The sequence below is a fragment of the Nostoc sp. UHCC 0252 genome (assembly GCF_034931145.1).
GTDB lineage: Bacteria > Cyanobacteriota > Cyanobacteriia > Cyanobacteriales > Nostocaceae > Nostoc.
The window spans coordinates 26258-44796 of the sequence record NZ_JAYGHE010000034.1; the positions used below are offsets into that span (position 1 = coordinate 26258).

The window sequence follows — 18539 nt, forward strand, 5'->3', positions numbered from 1 at the left end:
GGAAGTCAAGCGGTCAATGATTCAGGCTCTGTATCAGCTATTTCTAAAACCCGATGCAACCATTCTTGGGTTTGCTTTGCGGCAGATTGCGTTTGTTCAGGGTCAGCCCAGATTTTGTCCCAATTAAATAGCCAACGGGTCAAAAGACGACCTAAATCAACTAACTCACAGGCTCGGTCAATGTCGTCTGCTTGTACCATGTCGGGAACAGTCCATTCAAGAAAGTATCGGCTTTCTTTCACCAGAGGTAGCATCAAATCACTTGAGGAGTCTTGATTCCACAAGGAGTGAATTTGCGACAGGTGATTTGCTAAATGATGTAACCGGATAGGAACATCATCTTGCATAAAGTTTTGTTGTTCTGGTGTCACTTCGATCATAAATTGCTCAGGAACTCCACAATAAGTTGACTGACTCTTTCTCTAATATTAGGGTCAAGTATTTCCATTTTGCGATTTTGGCGAGGGCGGAGATTGACCATAGACTCGAAAATCATTTTCCCAGTCGTAGGCATAAAGCTTGCTGCCCAGATATTTTCTTGTCTACTGCCATCAGCCAGTAGCGCTTGTTCACAGTCATAGTGCAGATTGCCACCCCCCACTAATACCCGACGCTCAAGATCGACTGCGGTTTTGATGTAGAACTTGTGCTGTTGGAGCATTTGCTCAAGTTGAAGAGGGGTAGCGCGATCGCGCAGTAACAGAATCATGTTTTTGTGATTGGTTATTTACCCTCAAGCCTGGAAGCAATCGTATCAGCCAAGTACTGCTCAAGTTCTTTATCGGCCGCTGCTGCCTGAAATTTGATTTCGTTTAAGTGTTTGTCGGCATTTCGCATGACATAAGTTTCTAAGGCAGTACTAATACAGGCGCTAATATCCTTTCTGGTGGCAACAGAGGCAATAATCAGTTGAACATACAACTGAGCAGGCAACTTGGGAACACCAGGACGTTTATCAATAATCTCGCTAATTACCCCACGTTCTTGTAAAGCCTGAATTAATTTGTCTATATCCACTTCTAGAACCTTATTGCTACTCCTCAGTAGCTTATCATGTTATTATCTCCACAAATATGCCCCCAGTGTGTGACCACTGGAGGGCTTCCCCTTCACAGACACAACCTGCAAAGGAGCAATCGCATTATGGCAGAAATCACAGACTTAAATGACTTTTTCATTAAACATCCCATGTATCACCGTTCACTTGCCGACTTGATGGGAGTGTCTACATCTGTCGTTGACAAGTGGAGTAATGGTGATCGTCGGATTAGCCAAAGAACATTAAAGGAATTAAATAGACTGCATTTACTTTTAAATATCAATCCAGAGATTAGAAAAAAATACGTGAGAATTGCACATTGTGCAGTTTAATAACTATGAACTGCACAATGTGCAATTAATTCTATTGCCCACCAAGCGTGGGTATTTTATTATTTAAAAAGTTCAACAGTTCGACGCACAAATGGAGCAGTTAAGCGTTAAGCGATGCCGCGAGTTATTGATGATTCAATCGAAGGACACGATAAATAAATATCTGAAGGCTCTGAATTTATTTGGGCAAGCCTACTTAAGTTGGACAGAGATTAGACAAGTTTTAGAGCTACAGATTTTTCTGGGACTAAAACATGGGAGAAATAGCAAATCACGCTTTTGTGAAATGACACGTATGGAACTAGAACAGACGTTTCAAAGCTATGGAGTCGATGTTGATGCCAGATTATTAGCACTAAAAAAGATACATAGAGGCTCAGTACCCCCAAAACCAGTTTGTGTAGTTAGCCTTTCAAAAAAATGAATTGCTAGTTTATTGCGAATTACACCCTAAGACAAAGATATTGCAAGCATTTAACAGCTTTTTGCCTTTGATTGCAAACTACATTTATTCTGCTGAATTTACCAAAAATAGCCTTTTGGAGTTTTCATGAAAACCATAGGCAGCGATGTTACTGTAATACTACAAACCTGAAACAATTGCAGGGCATGGATTAAGCAGAACGTTAGGAAGTGGGGTGTAGATTATTTGATTCTCAAACCCTTAAAATTGGGTACACTTTTTTCTGAATGGGGCAGTGAGTGTAGTACGACAGAGATAAGTACAGATATCCAAATATACGGAGATAGCGCAATGTGTATAGGAGAGAGATATATACAAAAACATCTTTTGATGGAACAACTGAAACAATAGAAAAGGAAGAAAGAAATCCATCAGGTTTGTTAGAATTTTGTACAGCCGTTATGGCGATTACTCTTTCAATTTTGACAGCCACTTTGATTTTGCAGAGCTTTAACCATGCCAGTAGTAATAGAAGATTGGATCAGCCTTTCAATCAATTTGAGAAACCAATGTGAAAAGATTCGGGGAGCCAGAATTAGCGATCGCACATGGTATGAATGGGAGCGATTAGCAGGTGCTTGTTACGCCCAGGGGAAGAAAGTTAGACAAAGGAAATACACGCAAGAGCAGACGGAAATGTTGCTGTGTTTGGCATGGTTACGCAAGCATCATCCACGGCGGAAAGTGACTTATCGAAGCTTGAGAGATTATTACAAAGCTAACGAGTACAAACTAGATGAGGTATTGGAGAAGTTCTGTAGTCAGATAAATACTGGGGAAGTATTTGTAGCAGATGAGGTCAAACAGCAGCCCCCCAGAATAGCGTTAAGTGAGGTGAAAAAGTGCTGCGACCGGATTATGAACCGGGAAATTTCGAGAAATTGTTGGGCGAGTTGGAAACAGTTCTTGGGTATTCCGAAGTATGAACGTTTTGTAGAAGAGGGTAAGGCCTCATTGTTAACGTATATGGCTTGTTGGAGGCATGACCATCCGACAAAAAAGTTTCCTTCAGTGTCTGCTCTGATAGTGATGATGAAACATTGGTCACGTCGAGCGATGACATTGGAAACAGCTTCTAGTGCCAAGATGTGGCATAAATGGCAGATGCGGGGATGTAAGGGGAAAGATTTAGCTAGATATTTGGCGATGTGTGGCTATAAGGTTTCGATTCGGACATTGTATAAGTGGGGCGATTTTAGTCAGCGTAAACATTACTCGGTTTCTGAGCTAGGACAGTGGAAAAAGATAGCATCCAAAAAGAGGGTTGCATGATTAGACTATTGGACGGATTAAATAACGTTTTAGCCTTCACGGTTAATTTTGTGTTGTGCGGAGAATATTGTAACTATTGCTAGGAGAAAAATATGCCACGTAAAGGTTCAGAAATAGTACAGTCGGCAGAGACAGGTGGGGAAGTAACACAGGTACAGAGTAAAGCGATTAGCAATACTAGAAAGCAACAGATTACCCATCAGCAGAAAGCTTCAGGGCAAGCACTGGAGGAGCTAGAGATTAGTTTCGATTTTGATTTAAGGATGGCAATTCTTAAAAGATTAGTGCAGGATAAGCACATAATTCTGGAGCAAACTGATAAAGAGCGTCAGATCACACAGGCACTAGAAATAGCGAAATTAGAAGCATTGGAACTAGCTCGTTCAGAAGGTAAAGAGCAAGCCAGGGCAATAATGTCCCAGAGAAAAAGAGAACAATTAGCAGCAACCCAACAGCATTTTATTGATGTGGAATTGTCACAACTGATCGATAGCTGTGACTACTTGCCTTATCCCTCTTCTGTCACTTTCCGGTGTTAGCAAGTAGTAACTAAGTGAAATTATCCAGAAGCATAACAGGGTTTAAATTGATTCATTTCACTAATTAATTGATTGAATCCCAGCAATAAATTAGAATTGGGGAAAATATGTATCCAGGGATAAATCAACCAAAATAGTAATAGTGGTTGGGCAATGAGACGCAGATTATTTAAAGTATTTTTCCATCCGGATTCATGATTCCATTGTTGATGATTAGAAAAATCAACATCACTATTTTCTTGTAACTCATTTTCAATTTGACGAGATTTATTTAAGTCTAACAAGGCTGAAGAGTTTAAACTAATCATTGTGTAAACACAAAAAATAATTTCCCACCATCTCTCAATATGTTGAAAATTGGTGAAACGATAATCTGTCCAACCTAGTTCCTGTTTACACTGTCGGAAACCATATTCTACCCAGGTTCTTAATCCATATAAATCTCCTAAAATTTTCTTGAGATTACCTTGAAGATTTGTCATCACAAAAGAAGTAGAATTCTCTGGCATGGTTTCTGGATCAGTAGTTATTTCCCAGTAAGTTATGGCTCTTTTTTTACCATAAATTATTTCCCTAATGTATCTAATTTCTGATTTCTGATTGCTAAATGTTCTCTCAAATTTACACCACTTATTCGCCCTAACCCTCTGTCCTGCTGGCAGCCAGACTCCATGATTATTTCTTATCGCTACGACATAATCTAATTTATATTCAGCTAGTTTTCTAGTAAATTCGCTACTTTCACCATATAAACTATCCGCTAGTACTAATTTAATAGTAAAGCCTGAGCCAATTAGCTCTGTAATAATTTCTGATGCTAACTCTATTTTAGTTTTATATTTATCTCCTTCTTTTAGCGTTCCTTTTGGTTTGAATATTTTTACGCTTAAAGGAAAAGTTATATTAGAGTAAAGTCCATAAGCATTGACTGAAACTATTCCATTGTCAACTTTTCCGACACTTCCTAGATATTGTCTTGCTACATAATCAGTCTTTCTACCTTTTTTCCTGTCTCCTGTTTCATCTATTACTACTGTAATCGCATTGCCATCTAATGCTTGTTTGAGTTTATTTAATCTTCGTTGTTTTAATTCCTCTACTGACCAATCTGAATTCGCTAAAAAATGATGTAATGACTGTGCAGAGTTTATACTTACGGCTTTCGCTATCTCTGGTAACGATTTTCTTTTGATTGGTGACATTATTCCCAGATGTAAATATTTGAAGCACTCATAATTTCTTACTTCCTTAAACAGGTCTTTATACTCTGCACAATATTCATCTATGATGGCAACTGTTGGGTGGGCATCTCTTGCCAAATGTTTCAGGATTTGTAATTCTACATCCATTGCCCTGCTTACCTTCCAGAGTTTTTTATTTTAATCCTTTTATTCAGAATACTCGGAAAGTGACAGAAGAGGGATACTCCAGTAAATTTATTACCTGTTAGAAGTTCTTTAGGTTTAGAAAAAAGCAATGTTTGAATCCTGGTTTGTTCATAAGTCATATCATCTTTAAATTCAATAGTAATTTTTTCTGAGTCAGTATTAAAACGCCATTTCCCCAAAAGTAAAATTTCTATTTCTATATCAGAATGCATACTATTCATATCTATCCTCAAATTAGTTTTAGTTATATATAATTTTTTGATTATTAACAAATGTGTGATTAACGCACTATAAAACTCTTGTTACAACTTTTTACACGGGAAAAGAATAAGTGCATCTGCCAGACTAACCAAGATTTTACTCGCCAAGCTCCCATTGAAAGGTGTTCTGTAGATGATGTAGATAAGCTAGAGCTATGTGAGTCATAGTGTAACCATTTGGCTGGTAGATGCCCCATCGGCGTTACAGGGGATAATTTAAAAGTTAATTGGTCGTAATTTAACCATCTTCCCTCTTCTCGCCAACCCAGGCGATCGCCAAGTCTTTTTTCCGTTTCATAATCTATTTGACCACCTATTTCGTTCCAAATGCTTTGCTGAACACTAAAGCCAAAGTAACCATAACTGTATTGTTGCCAAAGTCGATCAATTTTATGAAAAGCTTCACACGAAAAGTTAAGAATATCTTCTTTATAAACTTCATTCCAATCATTCTTGCCCATGACTTGTAGCATTAATTTAGCTGTTTCAATATCAGCTTCTTGCCACTTATACTCTGTAAGAAAGTTTTGTAATTTACTGTAATTAATATTCCAATTATTTTTCAATTCTGTCGCAAACTTAATGTCAACATCATTATTAATTTGTTCCGTCAATTCTGCTTTCTCTAAAAAAAATTGAGAAGAAGAAACAATATCTATTTTTTCTTCTTCTATCCCTAGAACTTTCTTTTGAGCAACCAGTTGAGTAGAAATATAATTAGATATTAAGTAAATTGCTTGATTTAAAGTTATTTCATCTTTACTAAAATCAAAGCCATAAATCTGTAAATTTAATAATTTTGACTGACAGAAAACATCTTGCAGTCTATCTTTTTTACTATAACTTGCCACTAATAGATTGAGGATGTCATGAGACATCGAACTAGTATCTTGTATGGCTAATAAGTTACCTTGAGAATTTAGAGTATTACTTGCTAAATTTTGAATCTCTCCTACAATTGCATAAAAATCTACATCTACTTTTACTACATCATCTATTAAAGATTGAAACGGATTAAAGTAATCTTGTAAAGACTTTTCTAGATTAATTGCAGTTTCAGCTATTTTTGCAATTTCTTGACGAATTTTTGTAGCTCTGACTTGGTATTCATAAATCTCTTGATACACCTCTATATCTTTAAATATTTTCTGAATAGCTTGCTTTTGATTTTTAGTATCTTCCGCTAAGTTTTTAATTCCTTCACTGAGTAGTTTTACTTTTTCTAAAATTAAAAAGTTAGTATTGCTTAATAGCAGAATAGATTTTAAATTTTCTTCTCCTTCCACTTTTAACTTGTCAATTATTTGAGGATCTTTATGATTCTTCATCTCTAGCTTATTTCTTTGTTCATTTATTTCTCTAATTTCATAATATTTTTGGTTAAATAGGTTTTTCCAGTCATCTATGAAGTTTAATAAAAAATTTTGATAACTATTTTTATAATTTTCTAAAAAATCCAGGAGTTGAGTATAATCTCTAATTAATAATTTAACCTCTGCTAAAGTTTCTCCTTGACTAATTTCTTTTTTCCATTTGATTATTCCCCAAAAATAAGAATGATATTTAGTACCTTCTTTAATTAAGCTTTGGCATTTTCTAATTTTACTTTGAATTTTTTTTAGTTTAGGATTTTTTAAAGTAGGAAACTTATAATGTTTTTCATAAATCATAATAGATTTATAAGTAATTAATTGTTCTTGCTTTCTAGTTAGCATCACTTGTTTTGAAACATACAAATAGTTACTAAACTCTTATTCATTTCAACACCTGAAGATTTTTATGATTACATTAAGTCAAGATATTTTTTAAAGCAGACAAAGTTACTTTACCGTATTTGTTTGTGCATAATTTCCATACCAGGATTTTCTCTCGCGATTCCACAAGTTGTATCCCGATTTTTTCTGGGACTCGCTTTGAACTTATATTAGCGCGATCGCATCCAACAGTAACGCTTTACACATCAGGTTGAGATAACGCCCAATCTACCACAGCTTTTGTAGCTTCAGACGCGTATCCCTGTTGTCGATATAATGACGCTATGTAATCAATTTTCAGGGAACCACTAGGTAAATCTGTGCTATTTGAGATGACTATAACCATATAGCCTCAATCTATTACCCATTTCAATACCTCCGGGTTTTTGTTATAGCGGTAGGTTACATCATCCTTCGTAGTCACGGGCTTTTCTTGACTAGCCTTGCTTCTGATAGTAGTAATAGAATAGTCTGTTAATGCCTGAAGCTCTTTATGGGAAAGTCCTAGAATTGTGGCGCTTGCTGGTGATTCTAGCTTGATTTTGAGTTCATTTTTTGGGTAAATATCTATCGTAGTTTGCTCCTTTCCTGATGATTTAACAGCAGTTTCTTTTTGCAATTGATAATCTTGCATAGAAACAAGTCGCCAATTAGATCCTTGTGAAAGTTCTAACACCCATTGATGATAATTAAATAAGCTTTCTCTATGACCAACACTAATAAAGGTTGTTTTCGTTGATTGTAACTGTTGATATAAATTACCTTCGTTATTTAAATCTAAAGCACTCGTTGCTTCATCTAAGATAGTGAAACTGGGATGTGTAATTAATAGCCGTGCAAAAGCGAGGCGTTGTTGTTCTCCTAAAGACAATATATTTTCCCAAGGAACTTCTGTATCAAAGCCGTCTACACGGGTAAGTAGGTGTTGCAGGTTAACTTGTTGCAAAACTTCTTGAAGTTCTGCGTCGGTCAATTGACGATTAGTTTTAGGATAAAGCAACTGTTCGCGTAAAGTCCCTAAAATGATATAAGGCCGTTGGGGTAAGAATAATACTTCTTTTAGGGGAGGACGCACCAGACGACCCGTTCCTGCATTCCACAAACCAGCGATCGCCCTCAACAAAGAACTTTTACCCCTACCACTAGGCCCAACAATCAATAACCCTTCGCCTGGCCCAACAGCAACTGACAAATTTTCAACAATCACCTGTTCATAATTTGGCGTTTGTAAAGTTACATTCTCAAAAGCTAAACGTTCTTCTTCTAGAATTTTAATAGTATTGACGTTCTCTGCTTGTTTACTAGCAGCCTGTAGCGCATCTGAAAACTCTGCTAAACGCTTTACATAACCAGAAAATCGCCCTGAAATTCCAAACTCGGCTATTAATTCTCCTAGAGCATTAGAAAACATAAAACAAGCAAAACTAGCTTGATTTATTTGTCCATAATCAATTTGATCTTGAAGAAATAAAGGTGTAAGGATAAACATCGAGAATACGCTAATGGCAGACTGATATGCTCTGCCAAAAGCGTCTTGTCCCTTCTCTAAATTCAGCCTGCGTTCAGCGGTTTTTAAAACATTATTAAATCGACGCTGAATTATATTTAATTCTTCATCTTCTCCCTGAAAAAAAGCAATTGATTCAGCATGATTACGAACATGAGTTAAGCAATAGGCAAAATCTGCTTTAAATGCAATTTCTTCTTGGTTAACTTTATTGATTGCTTGATTCAAGTAAACAGCTATTAAATTACCTATAATTGTATAAATAACTAAATAAATTGCGATTTGTGAAGAAACTGTCCAGAGAATGATCAAAGCACTGAACATCTCTAAAGATTTTTCTAGTAAAGAAGATGAAAATCTCAAGCCAATACTAGTAATAGGTTCTATCTCTTGGGATAAGCGTTGATCTGGATTATCTATATCAGATTTAAAATTGATTTTATAATAAGCTTGATTACTTAAATATTTTTCTAAAACATGATTATTTAGCCATTTGTACCAGTCAAGAATTATTTTTTTCCTGACATATCTCAAAAGAGTAACTAACAAAACCATCCCTATAATAATGAAACTGGACAGCCATAAAGTACTCTTATATTGATCCAGATCTCTCTGTTCAATAACAATATCAATTACATAGCGATTCCAGTAACTATTTGCAGCATTTGCACCGACAATTACGACTATTAATAATACCAAGGAAATTAGCATTCCCCATGAGCGAATCACATCTGAAAACGCTCTTCCTTCTGCTTTTGTTGGATACCAATAAGGCCCGGCAACTACTTTCACATCTTGCCAAAATTGAATCAGGGTTGAAAAAGGATTCGTTGTATTTTGCTCACGCACAGATGGAGTTTGCATATTCTAAAAATGTAGCCGTTACTAATTACACTAGGAATTTTGAAATGGCCTTTGAGAATTAGTTATACCAATTCTGTATGAAGATGCGCTTTAAAAACGTAGACGCGCTAGCGGCTTGCCGCAGGCTACCGCAAAGAGCGCATAGACGCGCCAGCGGCTTCCCGCAGGGTAGAACACAAAGAAAAAAAATTTGGCGCAGCTTCACAAAGAAACGGTATTAGACTCAAAGGCCATTTTTCCTTTTAGAGAATGTCTGAAAACTAGATCAATGGTTCCTCATCAACAATTTCGACTGTTCTCGGAAAAGGGCCTTGGTCAGGCTCAGTAAGGACTACTGGGCTAATATGATGTTTCAGTTTGAGTTTTAACTCATCTGAAATGGGCAATTCTTGAATTTCTTTGAGAAGAAATCTGATAGATTCAGTTTTGCTACGTTCTGTATAGATGAGCTTAAGAACGTTTTCAATTCCAAATCCTGCTATATATTCCCCTAGAACGGCTACCACCCCAAGCAAGCCTAAACCTCCTAAGAGGCCTAAAGGCCCCCCCAGCGATGAAAGCATAGCGACAACGGCGGCGACATTACCCCCTGATGCAGCCGTTGCAATCACGAAAAGTATGCCAGGAAGGCCTAAACCAGAAATTTTTTTGACGAGTTCATCCATTGTACTTACCTACAGTCTTTATAAAATGAAAACATGACTAAGAGAGTCATTACTAATTTCTTTTGTGAAGAAATTAAAAATCTTACATCTTGCACCAATTAGTTGGTGCAAGATGTAAGAAATCTGATTTAGCCCAACAAAAGACTACACAGTTCATCGATTTGTTGACTTTTGTTAGATATTAGTCGATGGGCTATAGCTTGTAACTGACGAGTATTTTGGAGTTTGGTATTATCTATTTCTTCTAGTTCACTATCTAACAATGTTTGAAAGCGATAATAAAAACTTTTAGCTTCTTTATCAGTAGGTTCAAACAACTGTTCTAATTCTCCAGCTACCACTTCACTACTACCGTCAAACATAATATTTAAAAGCGGTCTTCCCCATTGCAAGAGTCCCCAATTTTTGACTTCTTTATAAGGGTAGACACTCGTCAGCGAACCTGTACCTAAAGAAACTACTAAAATATCTTCTGTATTGAGGGGTTTTTGGGCTTTTTGTTTACTACTAATTTGTGCTTCTAAAATAGCTAAATGGGCTGGATTATTGGCAAATACTCCACCATCGATTAAAGTATAGGCGATGCCGCTATTATGGGGGTTTACCATCCGATGAGGAGCAAAATAAGTCGGAGTGGCAGTAGTTGCCAATGCCGCATCTAGGAGCGAAAAACCACCACACAACTTCTGAAAATTCTTAGATTCTATTTGCTGTTTTTCTAGTTTGTTTGTAAAAAATATCGGAATTCGCTGCTCGATATCGTAACTCGTCACAAAAACTTCTTTAAGATTATTTTCTAGAGAGGCGTTACCAAAATATTGCCTGAAAATTTCTTCTTTGCTTTCGGAAGGGTATTTTGGCTGGAGAAATATATCCTCTAATGGGCCAAGTAGTCTTTCAAATAACGGCTCATAAAATATTTCTACCCCATACTCAATAAATAACTGTAGGAGATCCTCAGCAGTGTATTCAGCTACTGGCAACTTATCAGATACATCGGAACTTAATCGGGGTTTAGTTAGTCCAAGTGCTAAAATTCCGCCGCTGGAAGTACCAGTAATTAAATCAAACAAGCTGAATATAGGCTTTTTTGTCCGCCTTTCAATTTCTGCTAGGATTAATGCAGGAATAATGCCCCGAACACCGCCTCCATCAATGGAAAGTATTTTATATTTGGGACGGGCTTTTGTATTCATGGTTTCTGGCGATTCTTCCTGGGTTAATATTTGTGCTTGTTGGATATTGACGGGATCTTCAGTTTGGTCTGTTTTGGTTTCCTCGTCATCTGGTTCAAGAGCGATCGCAGTTGGAATAATCTTCAATTCTTCGCTGTTTATTTCTGTCTGTTGAATTTCCTTTGGTTGGTTTTCGTCGTCGCTTACTAACGATACTGTTGCTGCTAATAAACTTGTGGTTAGTGGTGAAATATTTTCTTCGGGAATAACTGCTGTCTCAGTTTGGATCTCTTCTTGAATATCCTCTTGATTGGATAATTCTTCTGCAAATATAACTGGATTTGATGATTGTGTTGCGAATGGAATTTCTGCTAAAGTCCAAATAGGATTACCACGAAAGTTTCCTTGATAGGACTTTCCAGTTTGGTTTTTGACAGTTGTACCTTGCCCTTCATCTAATTTCCAGTAAGCCACTAATCCTTCTTCATCCCCGACTATTAGCCCACAACGATGAGTCTGGATTTGTGCTTGAGTACAAGGATGATTCCAAACGCTAATATTTGCTAATTGTCCTTTGAAATAAACCTGTTTATGTAACGTTGCTCCCAGAGTTATAGAACTTGTAGCTTTGTTTAAAGATGAACCTCTAAGAGAATCGTTGTACTCATGATCGTCAAGATATACGGCTACCTGACCACTATTAAAAACAATAGCAAAAAAGTGCCATTCTCCTATAGCTAATTCTCCTTGCCCAAAGGTTTTGATACCCTTGCTAACACTTTCATCAATGTAGATATCTAGGCTTCCTGTTTCACTGATGCCGAATTCAAAATTATCGCTAAATCTCTCTGAAGAACGGGCAAAAAATACATTGCGCGTCCCGTAACTAGTGGCTTTATTTGTTAGTTCATGTGGATTTATCCATCCTGAAACTGTAAAGTTGGAACTCCCTTGAGCAAAAACGCCGCCAATATCGTTTCTGCCAAAATCTATATAATCATTTACCCCATCAAATGTTAAAACTGTTTGTGTATTTACTATGTTTATCACAAGGATTTAATCTCCAAATAGCAATAATTCATAATTTTAAATAAGGAATTTAATATTAATAAACTTAATAGTGAAGTCTCACTAACATCTTTCAAAATAGAAGACAATAAAAATATACAAGGCTCAATCCCTAATTTTTATGAGTCAGTAATACTTCTGCGATCGCCTGCGAAATGGGGTAGTGTGGTGAATATATCTCCATCCAAAAAAATTCCCCGACTGGGTTAACTTCGAGGAATATATACCGACCATCGGGGGTGACAATAATATCAATTGCTCCATAGTTTAGACCAAAATAAGCCATCAGTTTGAGCAGTTTTTTCTCAATATCTTCCGGCAAGTTGTATGGTTGCCAATTTTTAACTAAGGCTCTGCCCTCTTTGCGCCAGTCATAAGTAGATCCTTGCAAGCTTTGGGAATCTACTGCGGCAGTAAATACCCGGTGTCCGACAATAGTTGTCCGCAATTCCAGAGCCTTCGGCACGTTTTCTTGAAATGTCATCGGACAAAAACGCAACCCTTCGATATTCTCTAAATCATCGGTTGTAACTGGAGTGGTAAACACAACGTTTTCTCGTCCTTGCTCATCATAAATAGCAAAGGAAGAAAGCATTTTGGTAACTATACCTTGCTTACACTCTTGAGCAAATTGCTTGACTGCTTCGGGATTGTTGGAAGTCAGGGTACGCGGAGTCAAAAGTCCAACTTCTTTGGCAATTTTTAACTGTAGTTGTTTATTATTCGCCCGATCCACATTTGACATTTTATCAAAGTGGAATCCTTGAAGGCTGGCAATCATACCCCTGACAGTGGCACGACATTCATTAATTGACGCATCTCTGTATTGCTTGTCCATTGAGTCGGGGATTTTTTGTCCGTAGCGCATCCGCCGATACCAAACTGAGGAAACTTCACTCAAATCAAGCTTTTGTTCGCCATCAGTAATAATTATTCGTCCAGTATCACCAGAGTAAATATCTAACTTGACTTCGGTGGGATATCTATCTGTATCAAACCGAAAGGCTTTTTCTCCTTTAGCCTCAATTTCTTTGATGACTAGAGGAATGCTTTCGTTGTCTTGGCTAAAGGTGACTATTAATACGGTCATAATTGAGTTGCACCTAAGATACCCTACAGGAATTGGCTTTCTTAATTACGAGTTACGTTAGCGTTCGCGCAGCGTCTCGTAGAGAAGCGGTAGAGAGGAACGAGCATCATTACGAATTACGAATTGGTACAAGAGCATCTGCGATAGCACTTGCAATGGGTAAGTCTAAATCCTTTTCCAGCATTCCCCACTCCCCCAGAGGGTTGATTTCCAAAAAGACGTATTCCCCTGATGGTGTGACGATGAAATCTAAGGCTCCAAACAACAGCCCAAATTTCCCCATAAAGGCTTTGAGACGACAAATTACTTCATCAGGAAGCTGGTGGTGTTGCCATGCGCCAACCTCAACACCAGGTTTACGCCAATCAACTTTGGCTACTGCATACACATCTGCATTTAGCGCCCCCACAAATACATTACCATTCACATACACCACCCGTAATTCCTGTTGCTTAGGAATTTGCTCTTGAAAAACCATTGGGCAATAGCGCAGTGACTCGGCATCTTGTAAGTCTTCTTCCTTGACGATGCTGGTGTACAGAAAAAACGAGGAGTTAGCTTCCATACTGCGGGAAAGAGCAGTTAAGAGCTTGCTCACCATTTTGCCGTTGACTTGCTCGAAAAACTCTCGTGCTGCTTGGGCTTTGTTGGTAACAAGAGTCTGGGGAATAACAAAACCTACTTCAGACGCAATCCGTAGTTGACGCAGCTTGTTACTTGCATAATCTATCCGCTCTAAATTATCTACCCACGTAGCTTCCTTGAGGCTGTCCCAAAAACCATCTAAAGTTGCAAGTGATTCTCTAACGCAAGCTTCTCGGAACTTTGGCGCTAATTCTTGACTCAGTTGTGGTTCCCAAATGCGGCGCATCCATACAGCTTGCACCTGCTCTGTGCTGATAGAGTGGTTGTTACATTCTATAGTGTGGTAGCTTTTAGACTTATCAAAATGTGCTGTTAATTGCACTTCTAGAGGAAATTTATCAGTATCTAGACGAAATGGTTGCACCCCTTTTTTTAATAAGGCTTCTGCCACTCTATCTACTGTGAAGAAATCACCACTGTGGGTGATTAATAAAACAACATCACGAGACAGGTGCATAAAATATATTTTGTTTGATAATTTTAGGAGGTAGCCATTAAGCAATAGCAACTAAATTGCTTTTTTTAATCCAAATTTCTTGAAAAATTTAGTGCGATAGAAAAAGCAATCACCTCCATGTTATTGATAAGGTAATATGAAAGCGATCGCGTCTCTAAAAGGAGTTTTCAGTTCTTTGATAACCGCTACTCTAGGAAATTACAATGAAGCCAATTACAAGGTATTTTTCTGAGCAGAAAGGTACTTTCAGATGCGGCGACTAAATTATTTGTCTTCTAAGTCTGAAGGAAACTTGTAAGTCCAAGGAACCTCTGTTCCTTCAGTAGCTTGCTCTGACAAGAAACGCGCAAAGAATGGTACCACCACAACATCCACTGTTTTGACTGTGTTTGTAGGCATAGAGTTCTTCTTAAAGGAAATTGTTTTTTCAACTACAGATATATCATTAATTAAATATATTTGCAAGATCAGTTAAGACAGTTAAGACAGTTAAGACAGTTAAGACAGTTAATAAGTAATGATATGAAAGAATTTAAAAAAGTTAAGAAAAAATGTTTAACAATTATTAATATTAAGTGATCAATGTCAAACTATAATCACTGGAGTTTAGACTAAGCCATACAAAATGACCCAGCAGGGCTGAGTTAATCAGAGACTTAGCAAAAGTATGAATAATCTAAGGTATTAAACAGCAACAGATGCTTCTTTACGTGGTCGTGTTACTGTTTTTTTAACAATCGGGCATCGGTTTTTACGGTGACGCTTTTTTCCTGCTTCCCAACCAGGGGACTTTCCGCGAGGTTTGGGTGGAAGGGCTGGAGTACCAATCACCGCAAAAACTCCACCCATAGCTTGAGCGACTCGTCCAGGAGTCAAATTATCGAGTGACTTCTGCCAAGGTAAAGGATTATCAGTCACAATATCACGAGCTAACCACAACTCCCAAGTCATAAAAGGCATTAAGTCACTCCAGCGCTCACACTGCTTAGGAGTACTTAACTTGGGCACAGTCCAATGTAAACGTTGCTTCAAAAAACGATACCAATGGTCAATCGTAAATCGACGCAAGTAAAGTCGCCAAACTTCTTCTATTGAAGGCATTTCTTCTCCCACCCAAGCCAACCACAAAGGTTTTAACACTCTCAAGTTACCTTGTGCATTGAGACGTTCAACTCGCAGGAGTAACATCGGACGCGCTGCCGCTTTACGGAAATGTAAATTCTTCCAGAGGCTAACCCTTACTCGTTGTAGTTTCGGATCATCCAATTCTAAAACAGATTCTGCATCACTCCATGTCGTGGATTCATTAAGTTTGAATTTAGATCCGTGTTTTTTGGGTCGTCCTTTACCCGTATAAGCTTCAGGTTCACCCCATAAACAAAGATTTGAGCGCAATCTTACCAGAATATCTGCGGGAATACTGGCAGTTTTCAACACAAAAGGCGCACACCCATATTCACTATCCCAAACTGAAATTGGTCTAACGGCTAAATGTTTACACACCTGTTTAAGTTGCCAAACCGCTTTCCCTATTGGGCTTTCGCCACTTGTGATCCGTTCATGTCTCAAGGGTAGGGCCCAGCTACCTGATTTTTCTGGTATCCAGGCAATTGTGCTATATCCTTGACCAATGCTAATCGGTTTATTTTCTGCTATGGATGTGCCACTATGCTCATAAGTCCTTTCTTGCAGCGTTACTGCATCCGGGCGTGACCAGTTTGTGTGATCTCCTGCTAACAAGGGTCGTCCCTTGAGGGGTATCTGTTTGATATATAACTGCATCAATTTCTGTCGCTGCGGTCTGCTATCTTGTAGCGCTTCATAAATACTTGGCCACTTGCGTCTAAATACTGGTGATAAGGATAAGTCTGCTAAGGAATAGACAGTGCGGGTCAGCAATATGGCATCTGTTAATTCAAAGGTCGCATCTTTGGCTCTACCTAAATATTTGTAGGCTACTTGACGAAACTCTTCAAGTCTGGCATTTTTCATGTTGGCAGGTGAGAGTAGGTAGTTCTTTTCTCACTTTCTGCCAAAAGGGGGACTGTATTCAATCAGACACCCCTTTTTTTCTTGATCATTACCCATCTGATAATGATAATCAAATAGGGGGGTGGGAGAGAAACGAGCGACGCTCGTTTCTCTCCCACCTTTTCATGATTATCATTATTGTATTATTATCTGGAGCAGATATACTACAGAATTGTTAAAGGTCGCGGATGCTTTGAGGCTGACAAGATAATATTTTTAATCTCTAATTCCATTTGATTTGCGTTCTCTCATATCGCTTTTAGTCTAAACTCCAGTAATCAGAATTAACACTTTCAATAATTTCTTTGGTTTAAAATATGTTAAGATAGAAAATGGGAGCAATGCGATTTTGTTAGGTGCTTAAAATTCTGGTACTAAATCACCAATTTAATACTGCGATCGCAGCTAAATAACTGTTTTTATTGAGAATCTAGCTTTGTAACTGAGAATTAAAGTCCGATCTAACAAAATTGCATCGCTCCCATATAAAAATAGAAAATTAAGTTAAATGTATGTTTTCAGTATAGTAAATGTATACAAATAATCACTCAAAATAAGTAATATTTCTGATTGTGAATCGTATAAACTGCATATACAGGAATCCGGTTTGAATTTTGAAAACATGCTGAGACTTAAATGCATATCCACCAAGGACTTATCTCTAAAATCCGTTCAGAAATCAAATAGGAGTCCTATAGAAGCACAATAAAGATGGCTTACGAAGTTGTTTAGAATTATTTCTCAGATTTTTTAACTTCAATCTGGAAGAAAATTAATGCAGTCATTAAGTGATCCGTATTATCGCATTGTCGCTATTAGTGGAGAAGGAATTGGCGAAGAAGTTGTGGAAGCTTCTTTGAAAATTTTACGAGTTGTTGCAAAACTTGAAGGATTTAGCTTGCAAGTAGACTATGGTTGGCTTGGTGCAACAGCCTTAGAAAAATTTGGTACTTACTTTCCTCAAGCCACAGTTGAGCTATGCAATGGATCTAATGGGATAGTATTTGGTGCGGTTACTCAAGGCGGACTGCTAGATTTGCGAAAGCATTACGACTTTTTTTGCAATCTGCGTCCAATTCGCATTGAGAATAGTCTAGTGCATAAATCTAGCCTCCGACCAGAAAAAGTTCAAGGACTCGATATACTCATAGTTCGCGAATTAGTCAGCGGTATTTATTTTGGCCTTGCGGGAAGGTCTTTTGATGAAAAGGGAGCTTATGGCTACCATACCATGCTCTATTATGATGAAGAGATTCGCCGGATCGCTCGTCAAGCCTTGCAAAAAGCCCAACAACGCCGAGGCTTGCTCGCCGTAGCTCACAAAGAAAATGCCTTGCCTCATTTGCCTTGGACTCGTCTAGTGCAGCAAGAAGCTCTACAGTTTCCAGGCGTTATTGTTGAGCCAATACTAGTAGATAGTTTAGCCATGCAAATGGTTCTCAATCCCCAAAGATTTGATGTCATTCTGGCAAGCAATATGTTTGGAGATATTCTCAGCGATATTGGCGGTGCTTTAGTTGGATCTATTGGGTTATTAGGTTCGGCGAGTCTGAATGCTGATGGATTTGGATTATACGAAGCAATTCACGGTACAGCTCCAGACATTGCAGGCTTAGGAATTGCTAATCCTCTAGGAACTCTGGGAGCTTGTGTTTTGATGCTTCAGCAATGGGGGGAAGTGAAGGCTGCCCAACGAATTATGACAGCGCAAGAGCGAGTTTTAGCCAAAGGATATCGGACAGTTGATTTGTCTCCCCAAGGGGCAGAAATATTAGTCAATACTGAAAAATTAATTGACCTTCTACAAGAAGAACTGTTCAACACACAACATTTTGAATTTGGGGTGCCTTATGAGTCATGTAAGTAAAATTTTGTATTTAGAAGATGACATAAATACCGATGATATTATTCCTGCAAATCGAGGAACAACAGACGATCCTGACTATTTAAAACAATATGCTTTAGAACATTTAATTGGAGTAGGAGAGCT

Annotated in this window: 19 protein-coding genes; 5 read left to right on the top strand and 14 right to left on the bottom strand. The window is 37.9% G+C overall.

The window, feature by feature from the left end; translation table 11 throughout:
* Positions 1-5 precede the first annotated feature (5 nt).
* From VB732_RS19170 to VB732_RS19180, 3 genes are read right to left on the bottom strand one after another with little or no spacing between them, the layout of a single operon-like run.
* A complete protein-coding gene (locus VB732_RS19170) occupies positions 6-380 on the bottom strand; it encodes a hypothetical protein (RefSeq protein WP_323232497.1) in 375 nt (124 codons plus the stop codon).
* Positions 377-709, bottom strand: coding sequence for a DUF5674 family protein (locus VB732_RS19175; protein ID WP_323232498.1), 333 nt, complete (start codon positions 707-709; stop codon positions 377-379). The genes VB732_RS19170 and VB732_RS19175 overlap by 4 nt, the downstream gene beginning before the upstream one ends.
* Before the next feature lie 14 nt (positions 710-723).
* Positions 724-1017, bottom strand: coding sequence for a hypothetical protein (locus VB732_RS19180; protein WP_323232499.1), 294 nt, complete (start codon positions 1015-1017; stop codon positions 724-726).
* Positions 1018-1143: 126 nt separating this feature from the next.
* Here VB732_RS19180 and VB732_RS19185 point away from each other — a divergent pair, with 126 nt between their 5' ends.
* The 4 genes from VB732_RS19185 (at position 1144) to VB732_RS19200 (ending at position 3645) form a co-directional block, all read left to right on the top strand.
* A complete protein-coding gene (locus VB732_RS19185; RefSeq protein WP_323232500.1) occupies positions 1144-1371 on the top strand; it encodes a helix-turn-helix transcriptional regulator in 228 nt (75 codons plus the stop codon).
* A gap of 91 nt (positions 1372-1462) precedes the next feature.
* Positions 1463-1795 (top strand): hypothetical protein, encoded by a 333-nt coding sequence (locus VB732_RS19190; RefSeq protein ID WP_323232501.1) that lies wholly within the window; start codon positions 1463-1465, stop codon positions 1793-1795.
* Positions 1796-2290: 495 nt separating this feature from the next.
* On the top strand, positions 2291-3106 hold the full coding sequence (locus VB732_RS19195) for a hypothetical protein (RefSeq protein ID WP_323232502.1): 816 nt from the start codon (positions 2291-2293) through the stop codon (positions 3104-3106).
* A 92-nt stretch (positions 3107-3198) separates the two neighbouring features.
* On the top strand, positions 3199-3645 hold the full coding sequence (locus VB732_RS19200) for a hypothetical protein (protein WP_323232503.1): 447 nt from the start codon (positions 3199-3201) through the stop codon (positions 3643-3645).
* Between the two features lie 20 nt (positions 3646-3665).
* Here the strand turns inward: VB732_RS19200 and VB732_RS19205 are convergent, their stop codons facing one another.
* From VB732_RS19205 to VB732_RS19255, 11 genes are all read right to left on the bottom strand, one after another.
* A complete protein-coding gene (locus tag VB732_RS19205) occupies positions 3666-4994 on the bottom strand; it encodes an IS701 family transposase (RefSeq protein ID WP_323232504.1) in 1329 nt (442 codons plus the stop codon).
* A gap of 8 nt (positions 4995-5002) precedes the next feature.
* Positions 5003-5254 (bottom strand): hypothetical protein, encoded by a 252-nt coding sequence (locus VB732_RS19210; protein WP_323232505.1) that lies wholly within the window; start codon positions 5252-5254, stop codon positions 5003-5005.
* A gap of 59 nt (positions 5255-5313) precedes the next feature.
* Positions 5314-7008 carry a GUN4 domain-containing protein gene (locus VB732_RS19215; RefSeq protein WP_323232533.1) on the bottom strand — a complete coding sequence of 565 codons (1695 nt, stop codon included), beginning with the start codon at positions 7006-7008 and terminating at the stop codon, positions 5314-5316.
* 238 nt (positions 7009-7246) lie between these two features.
* A complete protein-coding gene (locus VB732_RS19220; protein ID WP_323232506.1) occupies positions 7247-7393 on the bottom strand; it encodes a hypothetical protein in 147 nt (48 codons plus the stop codon).
* Between the two features lie 6 nt (positions 7394-7399).
* On the bottom strand, positions 7400-9418 hold the full coding sequence (locus VB732_RS19225; RefSeq protein ID WP_323232508.1) for an ABC transporter ATP-binding protein/permease: 2019 nt from the start codon (positions 9416-9418) through the stop codon (positions 7400-7402).
* Between the two features lie 260 nt (positions 9419-9678).
* Entirely contained in the window at positions 9679-10083 is a 405-nt protein-coding gene (locus tag VB732_RS19230) for a hypothetical protein (protein ID WP_323232509.1), read from the bottom strand.
* Positions 10084-10211: 128 nt separating this feature from the next.
* Positions 10212-12308 carry a patatin-like phospholipase family protein gene (locus VB732_RS19235; protein WP_323232510.1) on the bottom strand — a complete coding sequence of 699 codons (2097 nt, stop codon included), beginning with the start codon at positions 12306-12308 and terminating at the stop codon, positions 10212-10214.
* Between the two features lie 130 nt (positions 12309-12438).
* The gene (locus VB732_RS19240; RefSeq protein WP_323232511.1) at positions 12439-13416 is read right to left on the bottom strand and encodes an MvdD family ATP-grasp ribosomal peptide maturase; all 978 of its coding nucleotides are present in this window, start codon (positions 13414-13416) and stop codon (positions 12439-12441) included.
* Positions 13417-13525: 109 nt separating this feature from the next.
* Positions 13526-14518, bottom strand: coding sequence for an MvdC family ATP-grasp ribosomal peptide maturase (locus VB732_RS19245; RefSeq protein WP_323232513.1), 993 nt, complete (start codon positions 14516-14518; stop codon positions 13526-13528).
* A gap of 264 nt (positions 14519-14782) precedes the next feature.
* Positions 14783-14917 (bottom strand): hypothetical protein, encoded by a 135-nt coding sequence (locus VB732_RS19250; protein ID WP_323232514.1) that lies wholly within the window; start codon positions 14915-14917, stop codon positions 14783-14785.
* Positions 14918-15202: 285 nt separating this feature from the next.
* Positions 15203-16510 (bottom strand): NF041680 family putative transposase, encoded by a 1308-nt coding sequence (locus VB732_RS19255; protein ID WP_323232515.1) that lies wholly within the window; start codon positions 16508-16510, stop codon positions 15203-15205.
* Between the two features lie 814 nt (positions 16511-17324).
* Here VB732_RS19255 and VB732_RS19260 point away from each other — a divergent pair.
* Positions 17325-18416, top strand: a complete 1092-nt coding sequence (locus VB732_RS19260) for an isocitrate/isopropylmalate dehydrogenase family protein (protein ID WP_323232517.1) — start codon at positions 17325-17327, stop codon at positions 18414-18416.
* Positions 18417-18539 lie beyond the last annotated feature (123 nt).

Excerpts from the sequence above, each read along its gene's own strand:
- VB732_RS19240 (WP_323232511.1), bottom strand. The coding sequence starts at position 13,416 with ATGACCGTATTAATAGTCACCTTTAGCCAAGACAACGAAAGCATTCCT.
- VB732_RS19185 (WP_323232500.1), top strand. The coding sequence starts at position 1,144 with ATGGCAGAAATCACAGACTTAAATGACTTTTTCATTAAACATCCCATG.
- VB732_RS19245 (WP_323232513.1), bottom strand. The coding sequence starts at position 14,518 with ATGCACCTGTCTCGTGATGTTGTTTTATTAATCACCCACAGTGGTGAT.
- VB732_RS19220 (WP_323232506.1), bottom strand. The coding sequence starts at position 7,393 with ATGGTTATAGTCATCTCAAATAGCACAGATTTACCTAGTGGTTCCCTG.
- VB732_RS19215 (WP_323232533.1), bottom strand. The coding sequence starts at position 7,008 with ATGCTAACTAGAAAGCAAGAACAATTAATTACTTATAAATCTATTATG.
- VB732_RS19255 (WP_323232515.1), bottom strand. The coding sequence starts at position 16,510 with ATGAAAAATGCCAGACTTGAAGAGTTTCGTCAAGTAGCCTACAAATAT.
- VB732_RS19200 (WP_323232503.1), top strand. The coding sequence starts at position 3,199 with ATGCCACGTAAAGGTTCAGAAATAGTACAGTCGGCAGAGACAGGTGGG.
- VB732_RS19195 (WP_323232502.1), top strand. The coding sequence starts at position 2,291 with ATGCCAGTAGTAATAGAAGATTGGATCAGCCTTTCAATCAATTTGAGA.
- VB732_RS19250 (WP_323232514.1), bottom strand. The coding sequence starts at position 14,917 with ATGCCTACAAACACAGTCAAAACAGTGGATGTTGTGGTGGTACCATTC.
- VB732_RS19205 (WP_323232504.1), bottom strand. The coding sequence starts at position 4,994 with ATGGATGTAGAATTACAAATCCTGAAACATTTGGCAAGAGATGCCCAC.
- VB732_RS19175 (WP_323232498.1), bottom strand. The coding sequence starts at position 709 with ATGATTCTGTTACTGCGCGATCGCGCTACCCCTCTTCAACTTGAGCAA.
- VB732_RS19225 (WP_323232508.1), bottom strand. The coding sequence starts at position 9,418 with ATGCAAACTCCATCTGTGCGTGAGCAAAATACAACGAATCCTTTTTCA.
- VB732_RS19210 (WP_323232505.1), bottom strand. The coding sequence starts at position 5,254 with ATGAATAGTATGCATTCTGATATAGAAATAGAAATTTTACTTTTGGGG.
- VB732_RS19230 (WP_323232509.1), bottom strand. The coding sequence starts at position 10,083 with ATGGATGAACTCGTCAAAAAAATTTCTGGTTTAGGCCTTCCTGGCATA.
- VB732_RS19190 (WP_323232501.1), top strand. The coding sequence starts at position 1,463 with ATGGAGCAGTTAAGCGTTAAGCGATGCCGCGAGTTATTGATGATTCAA.
- VB732_RS19170 (WP_323232497.1), bottom strand. The coding sequence starts at position 380 with ATGATCGAAGTGACACCAGAACAACAAAACTTTATGCAAGATGATGTT.
- VB732_RS19260 (WP_323232517.1), top strand. The coding sequence starts at position 17,325 with ATGCAGTCATTAAGTGATCCGTATTATCGCATTGTCGCTATTAGTGGA.